Raw genomic sequence first — 23,940 nt, 5'->3', positions numbered from 1 at the left:
GGGGCATCGACTTCAACGAAGGAGACAAGCGCATGCAAAGACGACACCTCATGGTCGGCGGCCTCGCCGCCGCAGCCCTGCCCACGTTCGGATGGGCCCAGGCCCTGGAAAAGCCCAAGCTCACCATCGCCGTCGGTGGCAAGAACCTGCTGTATTACCTGCCGCTGACCGTGGCCGAACAGCTCGGCTACTTCAAGGACGAGGGGCTGGACCTGACCATCGTCGACTTTGCCGGCGGCTCGCGCGCGCTGGCGGCGGTGGTGGGTGGCAGTGCCGATGTGGTCTCCGGCGCCTTCGAGCACACCATCAACATGCAGTTCAAGGGCCAGCCGATGCGCGCCTTCGTGCTGCAGGGCCTGGCGCCGCAGATCGTGCTGGGCGTGAACCCCAAGACGATGGCGAACTTCAAGACCATCGCCGACCTCAAGGGCAAGAAGATCGGCGTCACCGCACCGGGCAGCTCGACCAACGTGATGGTCAACTTCGTGCTGGCCAAGGCCGGCCTGAAGCCGAGCGACGTGAGCATCGTCGGCGTGGGCGCGGGCAATGGCGCGGTGGCCGCGATGCGTGCGGGCCAGATCGACGCCATCAGCAACCTGGACCCGGTGATCACGCTGCTGGCGCGCTCGGGCGACCTGAAGATCGTCTCCGACACGCGCATCGTGGCCGAGTCCGAAAAGGTGTTCGGCGGCCCGATGCCGGCGGCCTGCCTGTACGCACCGCAGCCCTTCATCGACAAGAACCCGAACACGACACAGGCACTCACCAACGCCATCGTGCGCGCCGACAAGTGGATCCAGGCCGCCGGCCCCGGCGACATCATCAAGGCCGTGCCCGAGAGCTTCCTGCTGGGTGACCGCGCGGTGTACATCGACGCGTTCATGGCCGCCAAGGGCGCGCTGTCGCCCGACGGCACCATTCCCGCCAAAGGCGCGGAAACCGCCTTGCGCGCACTGGCCAGCGTGGACGCCGAACTGGCCAAGGCCAAGATCGATCTGAGCGCGGTCTACACCAACAGCTTCGTGCAAAAGGCGAACGCAAAATTCCGCTAGCCCCGGCGCCGCCTGCGGCGTCACCCCCGGGGGCGACACCTGAGGCCCGGCGAAGCCGGCTCCTCGGTGTCACTCGATTGCGCTTCTGATCGCCAAGGTTTCGGAATCCATGAACCCACCCGCCATCGACCTGCAGGGCGTGTCCTGCACCTTCATCAGCAAGGACGACCCCGGCCAGCGCTACACCGCCGTGCGCGACGTGAACCTGACCGTCGGCGCGAGCGAGTTCGTGAGCGTGGTCGGACCCACCGGCTGCGGCAAGAGCACCTTGCTCAACGTGGCGGCCGGCCTGCTGGCGCCCAGCACCGGCTCGGTGAAGGTGTTTGGTGAACCGCTCACGGCCATCAACACGCGCGCCGGCTACATGTTCCAGACCGAGAGCCTGATGCCCTGGCGCACCGCGCTCGGCAATGTCATGGCCGGCCTGTCGTTTCGCGGCGTGTCCGACGCCGAGGCGACGAAACAGGCCGAAGACTGGTTGCGCCGCGTCGGCCTGGGCGGCTTTGGCGACCGTTACCCGCACCAGATGAGCGGCGGCATGCGCAAGCGCGCCAGTCTGGCGCAAACGCTGGTGCTCGACCCCGACATCATCCTGATGGACGAACCCTTCTCCGCGCTCGACATCCAGACGCGCCAGCTGATGGAGAACGAAGTGCTCGACCTGTGGGCGGCGAAAAAGAAGGCGGTCCTGTTCATCACGCACGACCTGGACGAAGCCATCGCCATGAGCGACCGCGTGGTGGTGCTCAGCGCCGGCCCGGCCAGCCACCCGATCGGCGAGTTCCACATCGACATCCCGCGCCCCCGCGACGTGGCCGAGATCAAGACCACCCAGCGCTTCATCGAACTGCACGCCGCCATCTGGGCCGTGATGCGCGAGGAGGTGCTCAAGGGCTACCAGCAACAACTGAAGGCCGCCTGAACCATGTGGAAGCACATCAAACCGCAACCGGCCACGCTGCGCGTGTGGCAGATCGCGCTGCTGGCCGCGCTCATCGCCTTCTGGTACCTGATGACCACGCCCGGTCTGGTGCCGCCGTTCATGTTCGACAACGACCGCCAGGCCGCGTTCTTTTTTGGCGAGCCGCTGCGCGTGGCCGGCCGCATCTGGAGCTGGTTCGTCACCGACGCCGACATCTACCAGCACCTGGGCGTGACGCTCACCGAAACCGTTCTGGCCTTTGCCATCGGCGCCATCGGCGGCCTGCTGGGTGGTCTGTGGCTGGCGCTCTCGCCCATGGCCTCGGCCATCCTGGAGCCCTACATCAAGGCCATGAACTCGATGCCGCGCATCATCCTCGCGCCGATCTTCGCGGTGTGGTTCGGCCTGGGCATCGCCAGCAAGGTGGCGCTGGGCGTGACGCTGGTGTTCTTCATCGTGTTCTTCAACGTCTACCAGGGCGTGAAGGAAGTGAGCCCGGTCATCCTGGCCAACGCGCGCATGCTGGGCGCGAGCCAGAAGCAGTTGCTGCGCCACGTCTACCTGCCCAGCGCCACCAGCTGGGTGTTCAGCTCGCTGCACACCTCGGTCGGCCTGGCCTTCGTGGGCGCGGTGGTGGGCGAGTACCTGGGCTCCAGCCAGGGCGTGGGCTATCTCATCCTGCAGGCCGAAGGCAGCTTCGACATCAACACCGTGATGGCCGGCATCGTGGTGCTCACCGCATTTGCGCTGGTGCTGGACGCGGTGGTGGGCAGGATCGAGAAGCGGCTGATGAAGTGGCAGCCGAAGGTGGGGGAAACGGAGAAGCTCTAGGGCCGCAGCAGCAGGGTGCCGACCGCGCTGGCGCCCGTTGCCGGATCCGGCAAAAGGCGGGCGCGGTCACGGCCCGTTCAAGGCTGGTAGCAGGCGCCCGAGGCGTCGTGGTGGATGCCGATCAGGTCACCGCCCGAGCTGCCCCAGACGTTGCCACCGGTGAACATCAGGCAGCCCTCGCCCTTGTAGAGCACCTGCATGCGGCGCGCGTCGTTGCCGAAGTAGAACGGGATCCAGCGCTTGCCGGACTCGTAGCTGTGCAGGCGGTCGGGCGCGCTGCCCATCGCGGTCTGCACTTCCTCCATGGACATGCCGATCTGCAGCTTGCCCAGCTTGCTGCCCGGCCGTGCCTTGCCCTTGATCTCCCCCTCGTACGAACCGTCCCTGGACTTGGCGACCGTGCTGTCGCTCTTGGCCTTGCTGGCCGCTGGTGCAGGCGTCGCCGATGAGGACGGTGCGTTCTGGGAAGCACATGCGCCAAGCAGCGTCACTGCGCAAACCAGGGCGAACGTGTGGAGGTGAGCCATGAGAGATATCCAATCTGCAGGAGATGAAGCCATGCGATCCCGGTGCCGGCCCCATGCCCCACCTCATCGCGCTGCGGATTGTGAAGCAAAACAATTTCAGTTCCTGGTCTTCATTGGCCCGAACGAACGATCAACGGGCCACCTGCGGACGCCGGAAACGCAGACGGAGCCTGAAGCTCCGTCTGTTGTCGTCTGCGTTCGCCCGCCCCACCGGGGTGGGCCGGGGCGGTTACTCAGTCGTCGTAATCGGCCAGCAGCGTGCGCCAGATCAGCGCACCAATCGCCGCACCCACAATGGGCGCCACCCAGAACAGCCAGAGCTGGTCGAGCGCGATGGACGGGCCGAACAGCGCCGGGCCGGTGCTGCGTGCGGGGTTGACCGAGGTGTTGGTCACCGGGATGGAGACCAGGTGGATCAGCGTCAGGCACAGGCCGATGGCCAGGCCACCGAAGCCGGCGGCAGCGCGCTTGGCGGTGGCACCCAGGATGACGAGCAGGAACACCGCGGTCAGCACCACTTCGATCAGCAGCGCGGCCCACAGGCCGTAGCCGCCCGGCGAATGTTCACCGTAGCCGTTGGTGGCAAAGCCGCCCACCTCCGCGCCGGGCTTGCCTGTGACGATGAGGTAGAGCACGCCGGCCGCAGCCACCGCGCCCAGCACCTGGGCGATCACGTAGCCCGGCAGTTCGGCCGCGCGAAAGCGGCCACCGAGCGCCAGACCCACGGACACCGCGGGGTTGAAGTGGCCGCCGGAAATGGGGCCGAAGGCGTAGGCGCCGGTGAGCACCGTGAGGCCGAAGGCGAGCGACACGCCGGCAAAGCCGATGCCCAGCTCCGGGAAGGCCGCCGCCAGCACTGCACTGCCGCACCCCCCAAAAGTGAGCCAGAACGTGCCGAGCAGTTCGGCAGACCATTTTTGAAGATTGCTGGGACCCATTTGGTTGCTTCCTCGCGGTTGAAAACACAAGCGCGGGACGATAGCCAAACCGGCGCGGGTCGCGCAAGCGGTTTAACAATGATTCGACAATGTGCGGCGCGGCGGGCATCCATTGCGGCGCGTTCGCGTGGTTTCGGGCACCGGCCCTGGGGACGACAAGCACCCCGGCGTGGGCCGAGGTGCGTTGGCGCCTATGCGCGGCTCAGGCGCTCTTCCAGAACGTCCAGCCGGTCCTGCCCCCAGAACCGCTCACCATCGACGATGAAGGTCGGCGCGCCGAAAACACCCGACTGCACGGCCCGCTGCGTATTCGCCCCGAGCTGCCGCACCGTGTTCGGGTGCTGCGCCTGCTTCACCAAGGCCTCGCCGTCGTGGCCGAAGCCCTCAACCAATTGCACCAGGGTGGCCCAATCCGCGATGTCGCGGTCTTCACACCAGATGGCGCGCAGCACGGCGTGCGACAGCGTCAGCGTGTCCAGGCCGGCTTCGCCCGCCGCGATCAGCAGGCAACTGGCGGGCACGCGGTCCACCGGGTAGTACCGCGGGGTCAGGGTGAGGGGCACCCCCAACTTGCGGGACCAGCGCGCCAACTCCAGTTGCCGATAGCTCTGGCGCGCGGGTGAACGCTGGGGAAACGGCGTGCCGCCGGTGGCGGCGAAGACTTCCGACAGATCCATCGGCAGCAACTCCACCTGCGCACCGGTGCGTGCCAGCAGGTCCATGAAGCGCGCACTGCCCAGCCAGGTCCAGGGACTGGCTACGCTGAGCCAGTACTCGACACGCACCGTCATGCGGGCTCGTGCACGGCGTCTTTCACCTCTTCACTGAACAGTGGCATTCCCAGCGCGCGCAGCCGCTTCTGCACCTCGGCCACCGACACCTGGCGCACCGTGGTGCCGCTTTCCACCGCCACCGCTGCCGCCACGCCGGCCGCCTGGCCGGTGGCCATGCAGGCGGGCATGTTGCGTGAGCGGGCATGTGCGGCGTGGTCGGCAGAAATGCAGCGACCGGCCACCAGCAACTGCTCCACCCCTTGCGGCAGCAGGCAGCGGTAAGGGATTTCGTACGGGCGCAGGCCCTGGAAGTCGACGTCCGCGCCCTTGGGGTCGTGGATGTCGAGCGCCGAAGCATCGGCTGCAATGCTGTCCTCGAAATGGTGGCCGTTGAGCGCGTCGTCACCGGTCAGCGTGTAGTCGCCCACCACGTGGCGGGTTTCCCGCACGCCCAGCACGGGTGCGATCTGCTCGATGCGCGCATTTTCGAAACCGGGGATGCATTCACGCAGGTAACGCGCCACGCCTTCGATTTGCCGGTAGCACTCCAGCACGGCGTTGGTGAATTCCAGCGGAGAGAACACATCGACGCCCATCACGCGCGTGGCGTTCACATACATGCGACCACCCGCCGTCTTCAGGGTGATGTTGTCCCGCTGCAGCTGGATGCCGGTGTCGCGCTGGAACTTCTTCAGCGAACTGTTGAAGCCCGTGAGCCACAGGCCATAGGCCAGTCCTTCGACGGTGTCGGGAATGGCGCGCGCCGGCACGTCGTCGGTGATGCGGGCCCAGTCGGCCAGGCGAACGAGGTCCACCCGGTCCATGGTGAAGTACATCGACACCGGCTGCATCACCTTCTCGACGTCGCCGTCGCCCATCACGGAAGAGGCGCCCGCACGGGCCGCTACGTCGGCATCGGCCGAGCAGTCGATCACCACCTTGCCGGAGATGAACTGGCGCCCGCTCTTGCTCTCGATGACCACGCCGGTGACCACGCCGTTGTCCATCAGGGGAGCGGAGACCACGGTTTCAAACAGGATCTGCACGCCCGCTTCGGCGCAAAGCCGCGTGAGCAGCATCTTCATGATCTCGGGGTCGCACGGCGAGGCGATTTTCACGCCGCCGGTCTTCACGACCGCCATGTAGTCGTCGCCCGCGCCGCCCATGCTGCGCGCCAGGTTCCAGATCTCGAGCGGCAGGCCACCGACCAGCGCACCCGACGGTTTGGTGTTCAGGCCGAGCGTGAGGTTGCCGCCGAGCGAGCCGAAGCGCTCGATCATGACAACCCGCCGACCCTGGCGCGCCGCGGCAATGGCGGCCAGCGGCCCGGTGGTGCCACCGCCGACGACGATCACGTCGGTGTCCAGCAGCAGGGGGATTTGGCGGGCGGGTTCAGTGATGTAAGTAGAGGACATTCGGTCTTTCAGTCGATGACGATCTTGGCCCGCTGTACGACGGGCACCCATTTGTTGATCTCCGCGGCCATGAAGCCCCGGAACTCGGCAGGCGATGTGCCTGTCACGTTAGCCCCCATGGACACCAGCTTGGCGTTCACCTCGGGCATCTTGAGCACCGCGTTGATCTCACGGCTGAGCTTGTCCACGATGGGTGCCGGTGTGCCGGCGGGTGCCAGCACGCCGAACCATGCCACCGCTTCGAAGCTCGCATACCCCGACTCGGCCATCGTCGCCACACCGGGCATGGCCGGCGCGCGCTCTTTGGTGGTCACGGCCAGCGCCTTGAGCTTGCCGCTCTGAATGTGCGGCGTCACCGGCACGATGTTGTCGAACATCATGTCGACGCGACCGGACATCAGGTCCAGGTGGGCCGGCGCGCTGCCTCTGTAGGGCACATGCAGGATGTCCACATCGGCAAGGGCCTTCAGCAGCTCGCTGCTGAGCTGGTGCGAGGTGCCCAGGCCGGAGGAGGCGAACGTCAACTTGCCCGGGGTCTTGCGAGCCAGTTCGACCAGCTCCTTCACGCTGTTCACCGGCAAGTCCGGCCGGGTCACGAGGACCAGCGGGGTGACGGTCATCAGCGTGACGGGATCGAAGTCCTTCACCGGGTCATAGGCCAGCTTGCGGTACACCAGCTTGCTGATGGGCAGCGCCGCGGTCGCAATGGTGAGCGTGTAGCCATCTGCGGCCGCGCGGGCACCCTGTTCGGTGCCGAGGTTGCCACCGGCACCGGGCTTGTTCTCGACGACGATCGGCTGCCCCAGACGGCGGCCCAGTTGATCGCCCACCAGCCGCACGATGGTGTCGGAGGCCTGGCCCGCCGGGAAGGGCACGATCACCCGGATGGGCCGGTTCGGGTAGTCGTCGGCCATGGCGGTGGTGGCCACTCCCAATGTCGCGGCCATCGCCAGCAAGATTGTCTTCATGTCGTTTGTCTCCTTTGTAGTAAGCCCCGCCCAGGCGAGCGGGTGCAGTTGCGCCTGCCAGCGCGGAATGCCGGCAGAAGGTACTGGCCGTGTCGCTCAGGCGGTTTTCTGCGACGCAAAGGCCTCCGGCTGATAACCCCTCAGCGTGGCCTGGTAGGAATGGCGAACATGGTCCGCCGCGGCCGCATGGGCTGCAGCCTCGTCGCGCGCCGTGATGGCGGCGCAAATGGCGCGGTGATCCTGCACGGCGGTCTCCCGCCAGGCCGGTCCGCCATAGATCACCGACCGCCGGGACAGGTCGATCTGCGTGGTCAGGGAAGCCATCAGGCTGGCCAACCTGTCGTTGCGGGAGGCCCGGGTGATCAGGGCGTGGAACTGGGCGCCCAGCTGTTGCCAGCGCGCCAGGTCTTGCTCGCCTTCGTACTGATCGCACACCACCTGCAGTTCCGCGATCTCTTCGGGCCGGGCCCTCATGGCGGCGTAACGCGACGCGGCCGCCTCCAGCACCTCGCGCAGCTCGAAGAACTCGCGCAGGTCGTCCAGCGAGCGCCGGGGGATCACGTAGCCGCGGTCGGGCAGTTCATCCAGGTAGCCCTCGCTCGCCAGGCTTTGCAAAGCCTCGCGCACGGGGGTGCGGCTCATGCCCAGCGACTTCGCCAGATGGATCTCGAACAGCGGCTCACCGGGGCGAAGCTCGCCGCCCAGGATGGCATCGCGCAACTGCTCATACGCGCGGGTGGAGAGGGGAAGGGCTCGAATCATGTTTATCCGTGTACTCTGTGTATACACAACGTACGCAGTATGCTTTTCCGACAAAAAACCGGTCAACCGGGTTAACCCTGAGGAGGTCATTGCCCCAGCCCGGAACGGCTGGGCTGCTCGCTCAGGCACACTGAAACGCCCGATTTCCCCGTCCGAACAGGTCCGATGCTCCCTTCCGTTCCTCCCCACCTGCTGGTGCAGTTCAGCGACACGCACATCTCCCCACCCGGCACGCTCGCCTACGGCCGCGTGGACACCGCCGCCCACCTCAAGCAGGCCGTGGCCGCGGTCGACAGGCTCTCCCATGCACCGCTGGCCGTGCTGGTGACGGGCGACCTGGCCAACCACGGCGACGACCAGGCCTACCGTCACCTGCGCGAGCTTCTCGCCCCCTTGCCGTGTCCGGTCTACCTGATGCCCGGCAACCACGATGACCGGGCCGCCTTGCGCCGTGCCTTTCCGGACCACGCCTACCTGCAGTCCAACAGCACCACCGATGCGGATGCCTTCATCCAGTACGACATCGCATTCCCCGGCCTGCGCTTGCTCACGCTCGACACGGTGGTGCCGCATGCCTCACACGGCAGTCTGTGCGCCAACCGCATCGGCTGGCTGGCAGAACGCTTGGCCGAAGCGCCGGACACGCCCACCATCGTCGCGCTGCACCACCCGCCGTTTCGGGCGTTCCTGGACTACATGGATGGCATCGGGCTGCGGGAGGGCGGCGACGCCTTGGCAGAAGTGGTGTCGCAACATCCGCAGGTGTGCCGCGTCGTGTGCGGCCACCTGCACCGCAGCGTTCAAACCCACTGGGCGGGCACGGTGGTGCAAACCGCACCGTCGACAGCCCATCAAGTCTGGCTGGATTTTTCGCCAGGAGGCGCCAACGGTTTCGGCATGGAGCCACCCGGGTTCCTGGTGCATGCCTGGGCGCCCGACCAGCCCCTGGTCACGCACCTGACGTTCAACTCGCGCTTCGAAGGCCCCTACCCGTTTCGCCCCGGGTGAGAGGCCTACCCGATCAGCGCCCGCCCGCGCGCCGTTCTTCGCGCAGCATGAACAGGTAGAGGCTCTCCACCTTCTCGCGCGCCCAGGGTGTCTTGCGCAGGAAGCGCAGGCTGGAGCCGACGCTCGGGTCGACGTTGAAGCAGCGCACCGGGATGCGTTCGCCCAGTCCTTCCCAGCCGTAGTAATCGGCCAGCCGGGTCACGATGGTTTCCAGCGTCAGGCCGTGCAGCGGGTTGCGCGGCTGCGCGGGCGGCGCCGGAGGTGCGCCGTGGTCGCCGTCGGGGTTGGTGTCGGAGTTGGAGTCGCTCATGCGAGCGCCGCCTCCAGCGCATCCACGAACATCGCCGGCACGTCGAAACCGGTCTGCTGCTGGATCTCCTGGAAGCAGGTCGGGCTGGTGACGTTGATCTCGGTCACCTTGTCGCCGATCATGTCCAGCCCCACCAGCAGCAGGCCACGCGCGGCCAGCGTGGGCGCGATGGCTTCGGCCACCGCGCGGTCCACGTCGCTCAGCGGCTGCGCCACGCCCTTGCCTCCGGCGGCCAGGTTGCCACGCACCTCGCTGCCTTGCGGAATGCGCGCCAGCACGAAGGGCGCCACTTTGCCGCCGATGAGCAGCAGGCGCTTGTCGCCCAGCACGATCTCGGGCAGGTAACGCTGCACCATCACGCTGGTGGCGCCGCCCTGGTTCAGCGTCTCGATGATGGAGCCCAGGTTCATGCCGTCGGGCCCGACGCGGAAGATGCCCATGCCGCCCATGCCGTCGAGCGGCTTGAGGATGATGTCCTTGTGCTCGGCGTGAAAGGCACGGATGGCCTCGGGCCGGCGCGTCACCAGCGTGGCCGGTGCGAATTGCGCGAACTCCATCAGCGCGAGTTTTTCGGGGTGGTCGCGCAGCGCTTTCGGGCTGTTGAACACGCGTGCGCCTTCGCGCTCGGCCTGCTCCAGCAGGTGGGTGGCGTAGAAGAACTCGCTGTCGAACGGCGGGTCCTTGCGCATCAGCACGGCATCAAAGCTGTGCACCGGCTCGCGCGCTTCGTGGGTGACCTCAAACCAGGCTTCTGCATCGCCCGTGAAGCGCACGTGCCGCACCTGTGCCGTCACCGGCTGGCCGCTCTGCCACTGCAGGTGCTCGGGCTCGCAGGCCGCCAGCGTGTGGCCGCGGCGCTGCAGCTCGCGCATCATGGCGAAGGTGGTGTCCTTGGAGATCTTGAAGGCTTCAAGCGGATCGGCGACGACGAGGATTTTTTTCATGGCGTTGTTCGTTCAGGATGTCTTTTTCGAGCTGAGGCCGTACTGTTGCACAAGCAGCGCAATGGCGCCGGCGACCACGCCCCAGAAGGCCGAGCCAATGCCGCCGATGACCACGCCGCTGAGCGTGACGAGGAAGGTGATGAGCGCGGCCTCGCGGTGCGTCTCGTCCTTGAGCGCGGCGTGCAGGCCACCGCCGATGCTGCCCAGCAAGGCGATGCCGGCGATGGCCAGCACGAGTTCACGCGGGAAGGCGATCAGCAGGCCGGTGATGGCGGCGCCGAACAGGCCGATCAGCACGTAGATGCCACCACACACCACCGCGGCGGTGTAGCGCTTCTTCGGGTCGGCATGCGCCTCGGGGCCCATGCAGATGGCCGCGGTGATAGCGCTGAGGTTGAGCGCAAAGGCGCCGAACGGCGCCAGCACCAGGGTGGCCGCGCCGGTGAGCGTGATGATCTTCGAGATGGGCATGTCGTAACCGGCCGCGCGGATGGCCGCCACACCGGGCAGGTTCTGCGAAGCCATGGTGACGACGAACAGCGGCAACGCCAGGCTGGTGAAACCGGCCAGGCTGAACGCTGGCATGGTGAACACCGGCATGGCGAGCTCGAAGCTCACCGCACCGCCGTTGAACTGGCCGCGCGCCACCACATAGGCAATCGCCACCGCCAGCGTGAGCGGCACCGCATAACGCGGCAGCAGGCGCCGCCCGAGCAGGTAGGCCAGCAGCATCAGCACCACCAGCGGCAGCGCGGTCTGCGCGGCGGCAAAGGCCTGCAGGCCGAAACGCGCCAGCACACCGGCCAGCAGGGCCGAAGCAATCGCCATCGGAATCTTGTTCATCACCCGCTCGAACCAGCCGGTGGCGCCCACCAGCACGATGAGCGCGGCGCTGATGAGGAAGGCACCCACCGCATCGGCCATGGTGAAGCCACCGGCGAGGCCCGCCGTGGCCAGCACCGCCGCCCCCGGCGTGCTCCAGGCCACCATGACGGGCTGGCGCAGCACCAGCGAGGGAATGGCCGAGCACAGGCCCATGCCGAGGCCCAGCGCCCACATCCACGACGTGATCTGCGCCGGCGTGGCGCCAAAGGCCTGCGCCGCCTGGAAGACGATGGCCACCGAGCTGGTGAAGCCCACCAGCACGGCCACAAAGCCGGCCGTGGCCGCCGAGAGGTTGACATCGCGGAAAAAGGACATCGGGCGATTGTGCCGGGAGCAAGGCCCGTGCACCGGCGGGACTGCAATGCCCCGGCGCGCGCGCCGGCATCTCGGCCATCCCGTATACAGGCCTTCATGTTTCCCCTGGAGTGCCGATACGACAGAAACCACGTGAGCCCATACCGCCCCCACCACACCGAAGAATCCAGAGGAATTGAAGCGATGCCTTTCTGCCACCGTTGCGGTCATGAACTCAGCCCCGACGCCGTATTCTGTTCGAGCTGCGGAGAGCGTCGAGAAGGCGAAGTGAAGCCAGCCTCCGGCAACACCGCAACCTCAACGCGTCAGACTCGGCAACGAACGCCACAACCGCGGCCACGCGAAGAAGGCCATCCTGCAGGTCTGGCCGCATACCGATCGCTCGTGGCCCACAAGGTCAGTCGGCGCGCCAAAGGCATTCTGATGTTCGTGGGCGCTGCCGTGGTCGGTGCGCTGGGCTGGGCACTGTTGAGCCAAGAAATCCCGCTCCTCGGTCTGCTCCTCTGTCTGGCTGCTGTCGGCCTGCTCATCTATGGCCTGTTCACTTTCACGAGCGAGCGGCTATCAGAACAGGAATACGAAAACCTGCCTGGCGCCGTCGGAGAACGTGGCCACCAGTGCCTGGCGTGTGGAAACCGAGGCATCTACAGACACACTCCGTACAAGACCAATACCACCCTGGCCGATTGCTCCAAATGCAAACTGGAACTCTGGCATGAGTAATGGCACGCGCAAGGCCTTATCGCACCACTCAGATCTCAACCTTCGAGCCTAGCTCGATCACCGCATTGCTCGGCAGGTTCAGGAACTCGGCCGCCGCGCTGGCGTTGTGGTGCATCTGGGCGAACAGCTTCTCGCGCCAGGGTGCCATGCCGCTGCCGATGGTGGGCACCACCACGTCGCGCGAGAGGAAGTAGCTGGTGGTCATGGGGCCGACGTCGCAGCCGCGCTGGCGCAAGGTCGACAGTGCTTCGGGCAGATCCAGGTCGTTCTTGAAGCCGTAGTTCACCACCACCTGCCAGCAGTCGTGGCCCAGCGCCTCGATCTGCAGCCGCTTGTCCATGCCGATCCAGGGCACCTCGTGGCTGCGCGCGGTGACGAACAGGTTCTGCTCGTGCAGCACCTTGTTGTGCTTGAGGTTGTGCAGCAAGGCGTTGGGCACGGTGCCGCTGTCGGCGGTGAGGAACACCGCCGTGCCCTCCACGCGCGCCGGGGGCCCAATGAACAGCGCATCCAGAAAACTCTCCAGCTCAATGGCGTCGGCGTGCTGCTTCTCCGCCATCAGCATGCGCCCGCGTTTCCAGGTCATCATCAGCGTGAACACCGCACCGCCGATCAGCAGCGGGAACCAGCCGCCGGCAAACAGCTTGAGCAGGTTGGAGCTGAAGAAGGCCAGATCGACCAGGAAGAAAAAGCCGGTGGACAGCACGCAGACCCACAGCGGGTACTTCCAGCTGTAGCGCACCACGTAGAAGGTGAGCACGGTGGTGATCAGCATGTCCAGCGTGACCGCGATGCCGTAGGCCGCTGCCAGGTTGGTGGACGACTTGAACATCACCACCGCCAGCACGATGGCCACGAACAGGCTCCAGTTCACGAACGGCATGTAGATCTGGCCGGTGTGGCGCACGCTGGTGTGCTGGACCTTCAGGCGCGGCAGATAACCCAGCTGGATCGCCTGTTTGGTGACGCTGAAGGCGCCGGTGATCAGGGCCTGCGAGGCGATCACCGCGGCCATGGTGGCCAGCACCACCAGCGGAATGCGCAGCCACTCGGGCGCCATGTTGAAGAACGGGTTCTTCACCGCCTCCGGGTCGGCCAGCAGCAGCGCGCCCTGGCCGAAGTAGTTCAGCGTCAGGCAGGGCATGACCACCAGGAACCAGGCCAGGCGGATCGGCCGTTTGCCGAAGTGGCCGAGGTCGGCGTACAAGGCTTCCGCGCCGGTGACGCACAGCACCACCGCGCCCAGGATGATGAAGCTGGTGCCGGGCTGGTTCCACAGGAAACGCAGCGCATGCCAGGGGTTGAGCGCGCCCAGGATCTCGGGGTGGCCGACGATCTGCGACACACCCAGCGCGGCGATGGTGAGGAACCAGGTGAGCGTGATCGGGCCGAAGAAGCGGCCGATGCCGCTGGTGCCGCGCTTCTGCACTGCGAACAGCGCAAACAGAACGGCCAGTGTGATCGGCACCACGTAGTGCCGGAAATGCGGCGACACCACTTCCAGCCCTTCCACCGCCGACAGCACCGAGATCGCCGGCGTGATGACGCCGTCGCCATAAAACAGCGAGGTGCCGAAGATGCCGATGGCCAGCAGCGTCTGGCGCAGCGCGGGCCGGTCTTTCACCGCGGTGGACGCCAGCGCCAGCATGGCGATCAGGCCACCCTCGCCGTTGTTGTCGGCGCGCAGCACCAGCACCACGTACTTGAGGGAGACGATGACGGTCAGCGTCCAGAACAGGATGGACAGGATGCCGTAGACGTTGGCATGGGTGAACGGCACGTGGCCGGACCCAAAGACCTCCTTGACGGCGTACAGCACGCTGGTGCCGATATCGCCATACACCACGCCGATGGCGCCCAGGGTGAGCGCAGCCAGTGACGATTTGGAAGCTGACACAAAACAACCCCGGCCTTGTTGGCACGGGGTTCAGTTGTCGAGGGAACGCGATTGTGCGCCTGCGCCCCGGGGCTTGTCTGTCGGCTCAGCCCTCTAAAAAAGGGGCTTTGCGCAAAATGTTGCGCCGCAGCAACTCACTCGTAGACTTCGGCGTCGGGGTCGGTGGCTTCCAGCTCGTAGCTGGCCGCCAGCATCGCCAGGCGGCCGATCACGCCGTACATGTAGAAGCGGTTGGGCACGCTCGCGCCGGGCTTCACGCCGGGCTGCGGCAATTGCGCGCTCTGGTCGAACGCCAGCGGCACGTAGCTGGAACCGGGCGCGTTCAGGTTCTCGTCCACGCCGCGGGTGGCGTGCACGCGGTAGAAGCCGCCCACCACGTAGCGGTCCATCATGTAGACCACCGGCTCGGCCACGGCGCTGTTGACGCGCTCGTTGGTCAACACGCCTTCCTGGATGATCACCTCGTGCACTGCCTGGCCGCCCTGGGTCACCGCCATGTGCGCGCGGGTCTTGGGCGAGAGCTTGTCGATCTCCTTGGCATCGCGCACCGTCAGGATGCCCATGCCGCCCGTGCCGTTGTCGGCCTTGATGACCACAAACGGCTTTTCGTTGATGCCGTATTCCTTGTACTTGCGCCGAATCTTGCCGAGCAGCGCATCGGCGTTGCTGCGCAGGCATTCCAGGCCGTCGTCGGCGTCGAAGTCCACCTGGCCGCACTGGTTGAACATCGGGTTGATCAGCCAGTGGTCCATGCCCAGCAGCTTGCCGAAGCGCTTGGACACTTCTTCATAGGCCTTGAAGTGGTGGCTCTTGCGCCGCGTGCCCCAGCCACCGTGCAGCGGCGGCAGCAGGTACTGCTCGTGCAAGTCTTCCAGGATGCCTGGCACGCCCGCGCTCAGGTCGTTGTTGAGCAGGATGGTGCAGGGGTCGAAGTTCTTCAGGCCCAGGCGCCGCTTGCTGCGGATCAAGGGCTCCAGCACCACCTTCTCACCGCCGGGCAGCTCGATGGTGGTCGGCGCCTTGATGTCGTTGGACAGAGAGCCCAGGCGCACATTGAGCCCGGCCATGTAGAAGATGCGCTGCAGCTGCGCCAGGTTGCTCAGGTAGAAGATGTCGGTGGTGCTCTCGGGCACCAGCAGCAGGTTCTTGGCCTCGGGGCAGATCTTCTCGATGGCCGCCATGGCCGCCTGCACCGCCAGCGGCAGCATCTCGGGCGTGAGGTGGTTCCAGCCGCCCGGGTACAGGTTGGTGTCCACCGGCGCCAGCTTGAAGCCGGCATTGCGCACGTCCACCGAGGTGTAGAACGGCGGCGTGTGCTCCATCCACTCCAGCCGGAACCAGCGCTCGATCACCGGGGTGGATTCGAGAATGCGCTGCTCAAGCTCGTTGATGGGGCCCGTGAGGGCGGTGACGAGGTGCGGGACCATAGGGAAACGGGTAAGGAGGCGGCGGGGGGGGGGGAAGAGGCAACCAGTGTAATGGGGGCGCATGGCAGTCATTTCAAGGTGTTGCGGCGCGCCGCAGCACCACAATGCGCCACTGGAGGACATGCACCATGGGCTTTTTCGCCTTCATCACCGCACTCGCCGCCTGGGCCAGCGTGCTGCGCCCACCCGAAAGCAAGGCCCTGCGCGTGCTGCTGATGGTGCTGTTCCTGTTGCTCGGCACCCTGTTCACCCTGGCCGGCGGCTTCGCCTGGTGGTGGGACAGCGGCATGCGCCCAACCCGCGCCAGCCCCTGGCCGCTGATCTGGGGCCTGCTCACGCTCGCCTCTCAGGCCGGCAACCTGCTGCGGGCGGTGTTCGAGGGAGAAGGCGGGACAGACTGGCCGGGGCGGCGCTGAAGCGGGCCCGCTCAGCCCGACGCGCCAAAGCGCGCCAGCGAACGCGTCCTGGCTTTTTCCGCCTCCACCTCGCGGTTGCGTGGTTCTGCCGTGGTGCGCAACGAGGCGATGAGCTCGCGCGCACTGGTGGCCACCTGCCCCACCGCTCGATCAAAGGCCTCGGTGTTGGCCTGCGACGGCACGTTGAAACCGCTGAGCTTGCGCACGAACTGCAGCGAGGCGTCGCGGATCTCCAGCTCGGTGGCGGGTGGCTCGAAGTTGAACAGGGTCTTGATGTTGCGGCACATGGTTCACCTCGCTGGTGGCACAAAAGTGTGTGGCGTCCCACCTTCGTTCGCTCAATCCTGGCGTGAGGCGGGCTGTTCGCGTTGCTGCCGCTGCGGCAGGTAGCGCGCGACCTTGGCCTCCAGCAGGCTGACCAGCGCCGGGTCCATGAAGGTGTACTGGTCCGGAATGTTCAGGCAGACGACACGCCTGCCGGCCAGGTGTGACCTGAAACGGGCGGCGAGCTTGGTCTTGTGCCCACGCTCCATGACAAGAATGAGGTCCGCCCACTCGATCAGCTCAGCCGACAAGGGTGTCTCCGCATCGCGGCCGACACCCGCCGAGGCGCACTCGACCCCCCGGTCCTGGGAGAAGATGTTTTCGGCCGTGGGGCTGCGCCACCGGTTCTTGCCGCAGACGAAAAGAAGCCGCGGCATCAGAACCCGCCCGGCATCGCCCAGCAAAACGACCGACGCCTTGGGCTCAACCACCGCTGCGCCTCAGCCCCGCACTTCGCCTTCGCCCAGCACCACGTACTTGAGCGAGGTCAGGCCTTCCACGCCCACCGGGCCGCGGGCGTGGAACTTGTCGGTGGAGATGCCGATTTCAGCCCCCAGGCCGAACTCGAAACCATCGGCGAAGCGGGTACTCGCATTCACCATCACACTGGCCGAGTCCACCTCGCGCAGGAAGCGCTGGGCGTGCACGTGGTTCGTGGTGATGATGGCGTCGGTGTGGTGGCTGCTGTAGCGGTTGATGTGGGCGATGGCCTCGTCCACACCGTCCACCAGCTTCACGCTGATGACCGCGGCCAGGTATTCCTCCGACCAGTCGGTGTCGGTGGCGTCCTTCAGGTTCGCGCCCGGCACGCCCGCCAGGAGGGCCCGGCTCTCGGCGCAGGCGCGCATCTCCACGCCCTTGGCGGCGAACACGGCACCGATCTTCGGCAGGAACTCGGCCGCCACGCCCCGCGCCACCAGCAGGCTTTCGGTGGCGTTGCAGGGGCTGTACTTCTGCGTCTTGGCGTTGTCGGTCACCTTCACCGCCAGGGCGATGTCGCAGGGGTCGTCCACGTAGGTGTGGCAGTTGCCGTCCAGGTGCTTGATGACGGGCACCTTGGCCTCGGCGCTGATGCGCTCGATCAGGCCCTTGCCACCGCGCGGGATGATCACGTCCACGTACTGCGGCATGGTGATGAGCTGGCCCACGGCGGCGCGGTCCGTCGTTGGCACCAGCTGCACCGCGTCGGCCGGCAGGCCGGCATCCGTCAGCGCGCGCTGCACCAGGGCGGCCAGGGCGCGGTTGGATTCGATGGCTTCGGAGCCGCCACGCAAGATGGCGGCGTTGCCGCTCTTGATGGACAGCGACGCCGCCTCGATGGTGACGTTGGGCCGGCTCTCGTAGACCATGCCGAACACGCCGATGGGCACGCGCATCTGGCCGACGCGGATGCCGCTGGGCATCTGCCGCATGCCGCTGATGTCGCCAATGATGTCGGGCATGGCGGCCAGCTGCTCGCAGCCCTGGGCGCAGGTCTCGATCACCTTGGGGGTGAGCTTGAGGCGGTCCACCATCGGTTCGCTCAGGCCGTTGGCGCGGGCGCGCTCCAGGTCTTTGGCGTTGTCCACCTGCAGGGCGTCCACATTGGCGCGCAGCAGCGCAGCCAGGCCGCGCAGGGCCGACAGCTTGGTGGCCGCGCTGGCCTTGGCCATCAGCGCCGAGGCCGCCTTGGCCTGCAGCCCCAGGGTGTTCATGAGTTCGGTGGTGTTGGTCGCGTTCATGCGGGCATTTTCTCAGAGGCGCGCCGGTTTGGCGCGCGCGGGGGCAAGGGCACCCGGCGCCGGAGGCTTCAGGCGCCGTCCGGGCCAGCCGCGCCAGACCCGCCACCCGCATGGCGCAGGCTCAGCACCTGGCTGGCCACCAGGTCGAGGCTGGGACGGTGGTTGCCCTGCTTGTCGGTCCAGACCTTGGGCGTGAGCGCGCCGACCAGGGTGAGCGATTCGCCGTCGCGCAGCGCCAGCAGGTCGGCACAGGGGGCGTCGTCGAAGGCGATCACGTTGACGATGAATTCCTCGTCCGCCTTGTTGCGTGCCAGCACGCGCGCCACGATGAAGGTGCGCCCCGCCTTGTCCACACGGCGCGAGGCTTCGCCCATCAGGCGGCCGGCGATCAGGCCATCGATCATCGCGCGGGCTTCTCGAAACCGGACGCGATCCAGGCCTGCGCGCTGTCCACGTTCAGCTTGAAGGTTGGCGGCACGGACACGCAGGCCAGCTCGGCGTCGAACTCGTCCAGCGCACGCAGCGTGGCGGTGGCACCTTCTTCGTCGGGCACGATGGCCAGGGCCACGCGCACGCGCTGCCCGTCTTCCGTGGTCACGCTCACGTTCTTGTTCAGCTGCGCGTGCAGCTGCTGCTCGGAGCGGCGGATCACTTCCTTCGCCGTTTTCACCAGGGTGTGGAAGGCCGCCGTGTCCAGCGGCTTGGGGTTCTTCTTGTCGCGGCCCATGGTCCAAGGGCCGACCAGGGCCGGCTCGGGCCCGTTGTCCAGGTACATGGCCACCGCCCAGCCGTCGTCGTCATCGTTCTTGATCACGCGCGCGGTCCATTGGCCATCGCTCCAGAGGCGCGGTTCTTGAATCTGGTCTTGGGTGTCTTCTTCGGTCATGGACCGAGGATACCCCCCCTCACCCATCTCACCCGTCCTCAACTCACCCCAAGTCACTTCACCGGGATCGGCATCGCGCGGTCCACCGACACCACCGCCACCGAGTTCTGCGGCGAGCCTTCGATGACGCGGTCGGAGTAGGTGAGGTACACCAGCGAGTTGCGCTTGGCATCCACCATGCGCACGATGCGCAGGCGCTTGAAGATCAGGCTGGTGCGCTCGCTGAAGATTTCCTCCTGCGCCTTCACCGGTTTGGCAATGGCAATCGGCCCCACCTGGCGGCAGGCAATGGACGCTTCGGAGCGGTCTTCCGCCAGGCCGAAGGCGCCTTTGAGGCCACCCGTCTTGGCGCGCGAAACGTAGCAGGTGACGCCGCTCACGCCCGGGTCGTCATAGGCCTCGACGACGATCTTGTGATCCGGCCCGATGAACTTGAACACCGTGTCGACCGAACCGATTTCTTCGGCGTTGGCGCTGCAGGCCAGCAGCAAGGGGAGGAACAGCGGAAGGGCAAAGCGGCGCATGGTGGGTTTCCCTGTGAGAGTCTGGATGAACGCGCACACGGTAGCAGGTTGGCCCGGGCCGCGCACGCCCGGCTACCATGCCACCTCCGTCCCAGGAATGTTGCCCGTGACCGACCTGCACCAGGCCCTGACACTGCGCCCCTTGCGCGAAGCCGACCTGCCCATGCTGCACGACTGGCTGAACCGGCCACACCTCGTTCAATGGTGGGGCGGCGAGGCCGCGCGGCCCAGCCTGGCGCAGGTGCTGGCCGAGTACGCGCCCGCCGCACTCGCACAAGACCGGGTGACGCCCTACATCGCCCTGCTCGGCAACACACCCATCGGCTATGCGCAGAGCTACGTGGCGCTCGGCTCGGGCGGTGGCTGGTGGGAAGACGAAACCGACCCCGGCGTGCGCGGCATCGACCAGTCATTGGCCGACCCCGCGCTGCTCGGCCAGGGCCTGGGCACGCGGCTGGTGCGGACGCTGGTGGCGCAGCTGTTTGCAGACCCCGCCGTCACACGCATCCAGACCGACCCCTCACCCGACAACGGCCGCGCGATCCGCTGCTACGAAAAAGCCGGCTTTCGTGCCGTACGCGTCGTCGAGACACCCGACGGGCCGGCGCTGTACATGTTGTGCGAGCGGCCATGACACCGTGCGCCGCAACACCCTTCTTTCTCTTCCGGGAGGCTCCATGAAACGGATACTGCACACCGTGGCGGGTACATTGCTTTTCGCGCTGCTCGGCTTTGCGCTCGGGAGCGGGTTGACCGGGTGGTATTCCGATCACCTCGCCCGCAGCGACGCGGACATCAACACCGCGGCCGGCGTGTTCCTGTTGTTGTGGGTTCCATTTGCGGCGTTGGGTGGGTACCTGGCGGACCGTTGGCACCGCAACAGAAGGGGCGCGGCCAGCGATCCACGTTGATCCGCCAAAGCGGCAGCGCCGCGCTCGCCTCAACCAGTTACGAGCCTGCAGGCCACCTGCACAATGCCGGCATGCGCCATCACCCGATCACCCTGCGCCGCGCACTCGCGGCACTCGCACTGCTCTCCGCCCTGAACCCGCTGTGGGCCAAGACACCCACATCCCCCGCACCGGCCGCGCCCGCCGAGGCACCGGCTGCGGCCTGCCCGCCCCAGGCCACCACACCCACACCGCAACAACTGCAGGCCGCACGCGCGCAGGCGCGTGACCGCGGCGCGCTGTGGCGCCTTGAGCGCGACGGCCGTGTGTCCTGGCTGTACGGCACGCTGCACCTGGGCAAACTCGAATGGGCCGTGCCCGGCCCGCAAGTCACCCGCGCCCTGCTGGCGGTGGACGCGGTGGCGCTGGAGGTGGACGTGAGCGACCCGGGCCTGGCGACGCAAATGAAAGCGACCACCCCGCCCGCCGTGCCCGCGGCCCTGCAGGCGCGGCTGGCGAAGCAGGCCGTTGCCGCCTGCGTGCCGGTGGACGCGCTGGCGGGTTTTCCGCCGCTGCTGCAGGTGCTGACCCTGAGCGGCCTGGACGCGCGCTGGATCGGGCTTGATCCGGCCTATGGCATCGAACACGTGCTGGGCGGTTTTGCCAAAGCGCGCAAGCTGCCCTTGATCGCACTGGAAACCGCGGCCATGCAACTGCAGGCCCTGGTGCCGACACAGCCCGAAGAGGCCGAACACGCGCTGGAAACCAGCCTCGCCCAACTCGAATCCGGCCTCTCGCGCCGCGTGATGGCGCGCCTGGGCCAGGCCTGGGCCGATGGCGATCTGGACACCGTGGCCAACTACGAAGCCTGGTGCGAATGCGTGACCGACGAAGCCGACCGGGCCGCGCTGCGGCGCCTCAACGACGAACGCAACCCGGGCATGGCCAACCGCATTACCGCGCTGCACGGCGACGGCCAACGCCTGTTTGCCGCCGTCGGCCTGCTGCACATGACCGGCCCGCAAGCCCTGCCGAAGCTGCTGGCCGAGCGCGGCTTCAAGGTGGAGCGCATCGCGCTGCAAGCGCAACCGCAACCACCGCAGTAGCCAGCGCGGCCGCAGACACGCAGCACCGGCACGCGAGGCTGGCACACGGGCGGCAACGGCAACCCGCCGGCCACGGTGTCGGCCGGCAACGCCGAGCGCCATCACCATGCCCGGCGCTCCCTGCTGCCGAGCGGGCTTGCACCATCCCGCAGGCCGTCGTTACGCTGCGGCCATGAGCCGCCCCACCAACGATCCCGCCGCCACCTCGGCACGGCCGAATGACGACCTCGAACGGTTCGTGCGCGCGCAAGAGCGCGACTACGCAACAGCCCTCGCCGAATTGCGCGCCGGCCAGAAGCGCACGCACTGGATCTGGTACGTCCTGCCGCAACTGCGCGGCCTGGGCCGCAGCACCATGGCGCGCGAATACGGCATCGCCAACCGGCAGGAAGCCATGGCCTACGCCACGCACCCGGTGCTGGGCCCGCGGCTCGTCGAGTGCGTGGAGGCGTTGTTGCAACACGCAGGGCGGCGCAGTGCGGTCGAGATGCTGGGCGAAACGGATGCGATGAAATTGCGCTCCTGCGTCAGTCTGTTTGCGGCGGTGGCGCCGCAGGAGGCGTGTTTTGCGGAGGCGCTGCGGGTGTTCTTCGGGAACGCGCCGGATCGGGAGACGCTGAGGCTGCTGGATGAGTCGGACTAAAACGGAGGCGGCTAGGGCCGCAGCCTAGACGCTTGAATGCATGTCTTTGGCAGAGGTTTCGCAGCGGCAGCTTTGCTGCGATTGGCAGCCCTTTCCCAGCTCAGCCGCGGACCCTTCTTGCAGTCGGCCCTAGTTTCCGCAAGGGCTTTGGCTAAGGCTTGAAACCGGCTAGATGAGCAAGCTCTTCGACGGCTACGCGCAGGCCGTCGCGCACACGGTCAATGTCGTCCTGTCTAGCGTTGAATCGGCGGTTATGAGCCGACAAGTCTCCCAACTTCTTGAAGTCCCGAAGACCTTGCATCGCGTTGCGCCCCACACTGAGCTTCTTGTCGTGCTCGACAACGCCTAGAAGCCCACTGAACATCAGAAAGTGTCCGTCAGTGCCCTTGATCTCGTCCGCGCGGCCGACGTGTTCGTACACCTCGATGACTAACGTTTCCAGTGTGCGACGACACATAACAGCGCAGCAGTCATAGAGCTGCGCATCGTAGGCTGCGTTTAGCTGGGTTACGACCTTCACCAAATAGCCGCGCGCAGCGACTAAGGCGGTCGGAAGTACGCTCGATGTGTCTCGAACTGGCTTGGGTGCGAGGAACTCCTTGAAGGTGTTGTTGAGCTCCGAACGTGCGCGTGGATGCAGTCGCCGCTCGCCGCCAGACCCCAATTTGCTCGTACGGCGATCGTCCAGCAGCTTTCCATTCAGCCGCGAGGCGTTCTGTTTTGGCAGGCCAGTGGCCTCGAGCAAGTCGCAGATGGCGCGTGCTGACAAGCCTGCGGCAGGATCATCTCGACCCGTCCACCACAGTAGTCCGATGGCTTGTTCGTAAATGGGCACGCTCTGCTCGTGCAGCGCAACCAGAAACTCCGATTGCGTCATTCAGCGGCGCCGCCTTTCCACGTCATGTCGCTCTTCCAGTCCTGCTGGCAGAACGCGCGCGCAATGGCGACAGCTCGCTTAATGCGAGCTGGATTCATCACGACGGTTCCACCACCCAGGGCCTTGAGCCATTCGGCACCAGCCACGGACCGAGTGGGATTCTTGTCAGTCAAATTGATGGTCTCGAGCACCTTTTGGGCTTCCGCCTGAGTCGCGTTGCCCAACTTAGCAGCTTGCTTCCACAGACTCAACAGCGTGGCCGCAACGGCCATGGGGCTGAGCGAGCCCCGTCCGCTTGCCGGCGTCTGGTCCTTCAAAGCGTTCCAGCAGTGCATGTCAAGAGACAGGAAAGGAGCGGTCTTAGATGGATAACAAGCACCGATGGCCTGCTCGGGACTCACGCCAACGAGCTTCGCAAACTTAACAACGGCCTCATCTACTCCGTCGCCACTCTCGCCATCCCCTCCGAGGCGCTTGTCGGCCGAGTCACCGCCGCCGTGATCGGTCCCGGCGCGATCAGTTTGTTTCGTCGGTGGGTCAAAAGCCTTTGCGTCGCCTGAGTTGATAGCGATCAGGACGCGTTGCCAGAGCGTCGCATCTTCGCTCTCGGCCACGATTGTGTCGTTTGCCTGAAGAACTACCTTCAGAGTTGCCTTTACGCCGCTCACTATGGGCCCCTTCTAATTTGACATAGCGGCGAATTTAAAAGACTAGGTCCCGATTGTCAATGAGACTAGGTCTTTATGAATCACTAGGCCATTGACAACCATGCCGGCGCGATGACTAGGTCGAAAAGGGCAAACATGCGCAGCACATCCTGGCTCAAGCTTCCCTTCGTGGTAGTGGGACTGTTTGC

General features: G+C 66.4%; 29 protein-coding genes and 1 pseudogene. 11 read left to right on the top strand and 19 right to left on the bottom strand.

The window, feature by feature from the left end; genetic code table 11:
- Nucleotides 1–32: 32 nt before the first annotated feature.
- The 3 genes from HPA01S_RS13305 to HPA01S_RS13295 all read left to right on the top strand — a co-directional run bounded on the left by HPA01S_RS13305 (nucleotide 33) and on the right by HPA01S_RS13295 (nucleotide 2,805).
- On the top strand, nucleotides 33–1,052 hold the full coding sequence (locus HPA01S_RS13305; protein WP_066270755.1) for an ABC transporter substrate-binding protein: 1,020 nt from the start codon (nucleotides 33–35) through the stop codon (nucleotides 1,050–1,052).
- Nucleotides 1,053–1,161: 109 nt separating this feature from the next.
- Entirely contained in the window at nucleotides 1,162–1,974 is an 813-nt protein-coding gene (locus tag HPA01S_RS13300; RefSeq protein WP_066270752.1) for an ABC transporter ATP-binding protein, read from the top strand.
- Between the two features lie 3 nt (nucleotides 1,975–1,977).
- Nucleotides 1,978–2,805, top strand: coding sequence for an ABC transporter permease (locus HPA01S_RS13295; RefSeq protein ID WP_066270750.1), 828 nt, complete (start codon nucleotides 1,978–1,980; stop codon nucleotides 2,803–2,805).
- A 77-nt stretch (nucleotides 2,806–2,882) separates the two neighbouring features.
- On the opposite strand, the gene HPA01S_RS13290 is transcribed toward HPA01S_RS13295, so the two are convergent.
- The 6 genes from HPA01S_RS13290 to HPA01S_RS13265 all read right to left on the bottom strand — a co-directional run bounded on the left by HPA01S_RS13290 (nucleotide 2,883) and on the right by HPA01S_RS13265 (nucleotide 8,188).
- Nucleotides 2,883–3,332, bottom strand: coding sequence for a hypothetical protein (locus HPA01S_RS13290; protein WP_084360673.1), 450 nt, complete (start codon nucleotides 3,330–3,332; stop codon nucleotides 2,883–2,885).
- Nucleotides 3,333–3,565: 233 nt separating this feature from the next.
- Entirely contained in the window at nucleotides 3,566–4,270 is a 705-nt protein-coding gene (gene aqpZ, locus HPA01S_RS13285; protein WP_066270742.1) for an aquaporin Z, read from the bottom strand.
- A 191-nt stretch (nucleotides 4,271–4,461) separates the two neighbouring features.
- Nucleotides 4,462–5,061, bottom strand: a complete 600-nt coding sequence (locus HPA01S_RS13280; RefSeq protein WP_066270740.1) for a 2-hydroxychromene-2-carboxylate isomerase — start codon at nucleotides 5,059–5,061, stop codon at nucleotides 4,462–4,464.
- The gene (locus tag HPA01S_RS13275; RefSeq protein WP_066270734.1) at nucleotides 5,058–6,458 is read right to left on the bottom strand and encodes an FAD-dependent oxidoreductase; all 1,401 of its coding nucleotides are present in this window, start codon (nucleotides 6,456–6,458) and stop codon (nucleotides 5,058–5,060) included. Before HPA01S_RS13275 ends, HPA01S_RS13280 begins: the two co-directional genes overlap by 4 nt.
- Before the next feature lie 8 nt (nucleotides 6,459–6,466).
- Nucleotides 6,467–7,426 (bottom strand): tripartite tricarboxylate transporter substrate binding protein, encoded by a 960-nt coding sequence (locus HPA01S_RS13270; RefSeq protein ID WP_066270731.1) that lies wholly within the window; start codon nucleotides 7,424–7,426, stop codon nucleotides 6,467–6,469.
- A 96-nt stretch (nucleotides 7,427–7,522) separates the two neighbouring features.
- Nucleotides 7,523–8,188: a GntR family transcriptional regulator gene (locus HPA01S_RS13265; RefSeq protein WP_169801534.1), complete on the bottom strand. Its 666-nt coding sequence runs from the start codon at nucleotides 8,186–8,188 to the stop codon at nucleotides 7,523–7,525.
- Between the two features lie 165 nt (nucleotides 8,189–8,353).
- Between HPA01S_RS13265 and HPA01S_RS13260 the strand changes: the two genes are divergently transcribed.
- Nucleotides 8,354–9,196 carry a phosphodiesterase gene (locus tag HPA01S_RS13260; protein WP_066270723.1) on the top strand — a complete coding sequence of 281 codons (843 nt, stop codon included), beginning with the start codon at nucleotides 8,354–8,356 and terminating at the stop codon, nucleotides 9,194–9,196.
- Between the two features lie 13 nt (nucleotides 9,197–9,209).
- Here HPA01S_RS13260 and HPA01S_RS13255 read toward each other — a convergent pair whose 3' ends face one another.
- The 3 genes from HPA01S_RS13255 to HPA01S_RS13245 are packed head-to-tail and all read right to left on the bottom strand — an operon-like array spanning nucleotide 9,210 to nucleotide 11,650.
- Nucleotides 9,210–9,506: a VF530 family protein gene (locus HPA01S_RS13255; RefSeq protein ID WP_066270721.1), complete on the bottom strand. Its 297-nt coding sequence runs from the start codon at nucleotides 9,504–9,506 to the stop codon at nucleotides 9,210–9,212.
- Nucleotides 9,503–10,450 (bottom strand): glutathione synthase, encoded by a 948-nt coding sequence (gshB, locus tag HPA01S_RS13250; protein ID WP_066270718.1) that lies wholly within the window; start codon nucleotides 10,448–10,450, stop codon nucleotides 9,503–9,505. Before gshB ends, HPA01S_RS13255 begins: the two co-directional genes overlap by 4 nt.
- A 12-nt stretch (nucleotides 10,451–10,462) precedes the next feature.
- Nucleotides 10,463–11,650, bottom strand: coding sequence for a benzoate/H(+) symporter BenE family transporter (locus HPA01S_RS13245; RefSeq protein WP_066270716.1), 1,188 nt, complete (start codon nucleotides 11,648–11,650; stop codon nucleotides 10,463–10,465).
- 96 nt (nucleotides 11,651–11,746) lie between these two features.
- Here HPA01S_RS13245 and HPA01S_RS23835 point away from each other — a divergent pair.
- Both HPA01S_RS23835 and HPA01S_RS23580 read left to right on the top strand, forming a co-directional pair.
- Nucleotides 11,747–11,896, top strand: a pseudogene (locus HPA01S_RS23835) (zinc-ribbon domain-containing protein); the annotation flags it as partial.
- A 138-nt stretch (nucleotides 11,897–12,034) separates the two neighbouring features.
- Nucleotides 12,035–12,373: a hypothetical protein gene (locus HPA01S_RS23580; RefSeq protein WP_245638649.1), complete on the top strand. Its 339-nt coding sequence runs from the start codon at nucleotides 12,035–12,037 to the stop codon at nucleotides 12,371–12,373.
- A gap of 28 nt (nucleotides 12,374–12,401) precedes the next feature.
- On the opposite strand, the gene HPA01S_RS13235 is transcribed toward HPA01S_RS23580, so the two are convergent.
- Both HPA01S_RS13235 and gshA read right to left on the bottom strand, forming a co-directional pair.
- The gene (locus HPA01S_RS13235; protein ID WP_066270708.1) at nucleotides 12,402–14,270 is read right to left on the bottom strand and encodes a potassium transporter Kup; all 1,869 of its coding nucleotides are present in this window, start codon (nucleotides 14,268–14,270) and stop codon (nucleotides 12,402–12,404) included.
- A gap of 134 nt (nucleotides 14,271–14,404) precedes the next feature.
- Complete coding sequence (gshA, locus tag HPA01S_RS13230) at nucleotides 14,405–15,697, bottom strand: glutamate--cysteine ligase (RefSeq protein WP_066270706.1); 1,293 nt, start codon at nucleotides 15,695–15,697, stop codon at nucleotides 14,405–14,407.
- A gap of 128 nt (nucleotides 15,698–15,825) precedes the next feature.
- Here gshA and HPA01S_RS13225 point away from each other — a divergent pair, with 128 nt between their 5' ends.
- A complete protein-coding gene (locus HPA01S_RS13225) occupies nucleotides 15,826–16,113 on the top strand; it encodes a hypothetical protein (RefSeq protein WP_066270704.1) in 288 nt (95 codons plus the stop codon).
- A gap of 11 nt (nucleotides 16,114–16,124) precedes the next feature.
- Here HPA01S_RS13225 and HPA01S_RS13220 read toward each other — a convergent pair whose 3' ends face one another.
- From HPA01S_RS13220 to HPA01S_RS13195, 6 genes are all read right to left on the bottom strand, one after another.
- The gene (locus tag HPA01S_RS13220) at nucleotides 16,125–16,400 is read right to left on the bottom strand and encodes a DUF2277 domain-containing protein (protein ID WP_066270703.1); all 276 of its coding nucleotides are present in this window, start codon (nucleotides 16,398–16,400) and stop codon (nucleotides 16,125–16,127) included.
- Between the two features lie 51 nt (nucleotides 16,401–16,451).
- Entirely contained in the window at nucleotides 16,452–16,814 is a 363-nt protein-coding gene (locus HPA01S_RS13215; protein ID WP_066270898.1) for a low molecular weight protein tyrosine phosphatase family protein, read from the bottom strand.
- Between the two features lie 63 nt (nucleotides 16,815–16,877).
- Nucleotides 16,878–18,158 carry a glutamate-5-semialdehyde dehydrogenase gene (locus HPA01S_RS13210; protein ID WP_066270701.1) on the bottom strand — a complete coding sequence of 427 codons (1,281 nt, stop codon included), beginning with the start codon at nucleotides 18,156–18,158 and terminating at the stop codon, nucleotides 16,878–16,880.
- A 68-nt stretch (nucleotides 18,159–18,226) separates the two neighbouring features.
- On the bottom strand, nucleotides 18,227–18,562 hold the full coding sequence (locus tag HPA01S_RS13205) for a single stranded DNA-binding domain-containing protein (protein ID WP_066270699.1): 336 nt from the start codon (nucleotides 18,560–18,562) through the stop codon (nucleotides 18,227–18,229).
- Nucleotides 18,559–19,044 carry a hypothetical protein gene (locus HPA01S_RS13200; protein WP_066270698.1) on the bottom strand — a complete coding sequence of 162 codons (486 nt, stop codon included), beginning with the start codon at nucleotides 19,042–19,044 and terminating at the stop codon, nucleotides 18,559–18,561. The genes HPA01S_RS13205 and HPA01S_RS13200 overlap by 4 nt, the downstream gene beginning before the upstream one ends.
- Before the next feature lie 53 nt (nucleotides 19,045–19,097).
- A complete protein-coding gene (locus HPA01S_RS13195; protein WP_066270697.1) occupies nucleotides 19,098–19,568 on the bottom strand; it encodes a CreA family protein in 471 nt (156 codons plus the stop codon).
- 106 nt (nucleotides 19,569–19,674) lie between these two features.
- Between HPA01S_RS13195 and aac(6') the strand changes: the two genes are divergently transcribed.
- The 4 genes from aac(6') (at nucleotide 19,675) to HPA01S_RS13175 (ending at nucleotide 22,207) form a co-directional block, all read left to right on the top strand.
- A complete protein-coding gene (gene aac(6') / locus HPA01S_RS13190; protein WP_157085011.1) occupies nucleotides 19,675–20,202 on the top strand; it encodes an aminoglycoside 6'-N-acetyltransferase in 528 nt (175 codons plus the stop codon).
- 43 nt (nucleotides 20,203–20,245) lie between these two features.
- Complete coding sequence (locus HPA01S_RS13185) at nucleotides 20,246–20,479, top strand: hypothetical protein (protein WP_157085010.1); 234 nt, start codon at nucleotides 20,246–20,248, stop codon at nucleotides 20,477–20,479.
- Between the two features lie 71 nt (nucleotides 20,480–20,550).
- Nucleotides 20,551–21,564 (top strand): TraB/GumN family protein, encoded by a 1,014-nt coding sequence (locus tag HPA01S_RS13180; protein WP_157085009.1) that lies wholly within the window; start codon nucleotides 20,551–20,553, stop codon nucleotides 21,562–21,564.
- 172 nt (nucleotides 21,565–21,736) lie between these two features.
- Entirely contained in the window at nucleotides 21,737–22,207 is a 471-nt protein-coding gene (locus tag HPA01S_RS13175) for a DUF1810 domain-containing protein (RefSeq protein WP_066270689.1), read from the top strand.
- Between the two features lie 151 nt (nucleotides 22,208–22,358).
- Here HPA01S_RS13175 and HPA01S_RS13170 read toward each other — a convergent pair whose 3' ends face one another.
- Both HPA01S_RS13170 and HPA01S_RS13165 read right to left on the bottom strand, forming a co-directional pair.
- On the bottom strand, nucleotides 22,359–23,084 hold the full coding sequence (locus tag HPA01S_RS13170) for a hypothetical protein (protein ID WP_066270687.1): 726 nt from the start codon (nucleotides 23,082–23,084) through the stop codon (nucleotides 22,359–22,361).
- Nucleotides 23,081–23,752 carry a hypothetical protein gene (locus HPA01S_RS13165; RefSeq protein ID WP_157085008.1) on the bottom strand — a complete coding sequence of 224 codons (672 nt, stop codon included), beginning with the start codon at nucleotides 23,750–23,752 and terminating at the stop codon, nucleotides 23,081–23,083. Before HPA01S_RS13165 ends, HPA01S_RS13170 begins: the two co-directional genes overlap by 4 nt.
- Between the last annotated feature and the right edge of the window lie 188 nt (nucleotides 23,753–23,940).

Source organism: Hydrogenophaga palleronii NBRC 102513 (genome assembly GCF_001571225.1).
GTDB lineage: Bacteria > Pseudomonadota > Gammaproteobacteria > Burkholderiales > Burkholderiaceae_C > Hydrogenophaga > Hydrogenophaga palleronii.
Note: the sequence above shows the minus strand (reverse complement) of the source record. Positions and strands in the feature narration are given on the sequence as shown.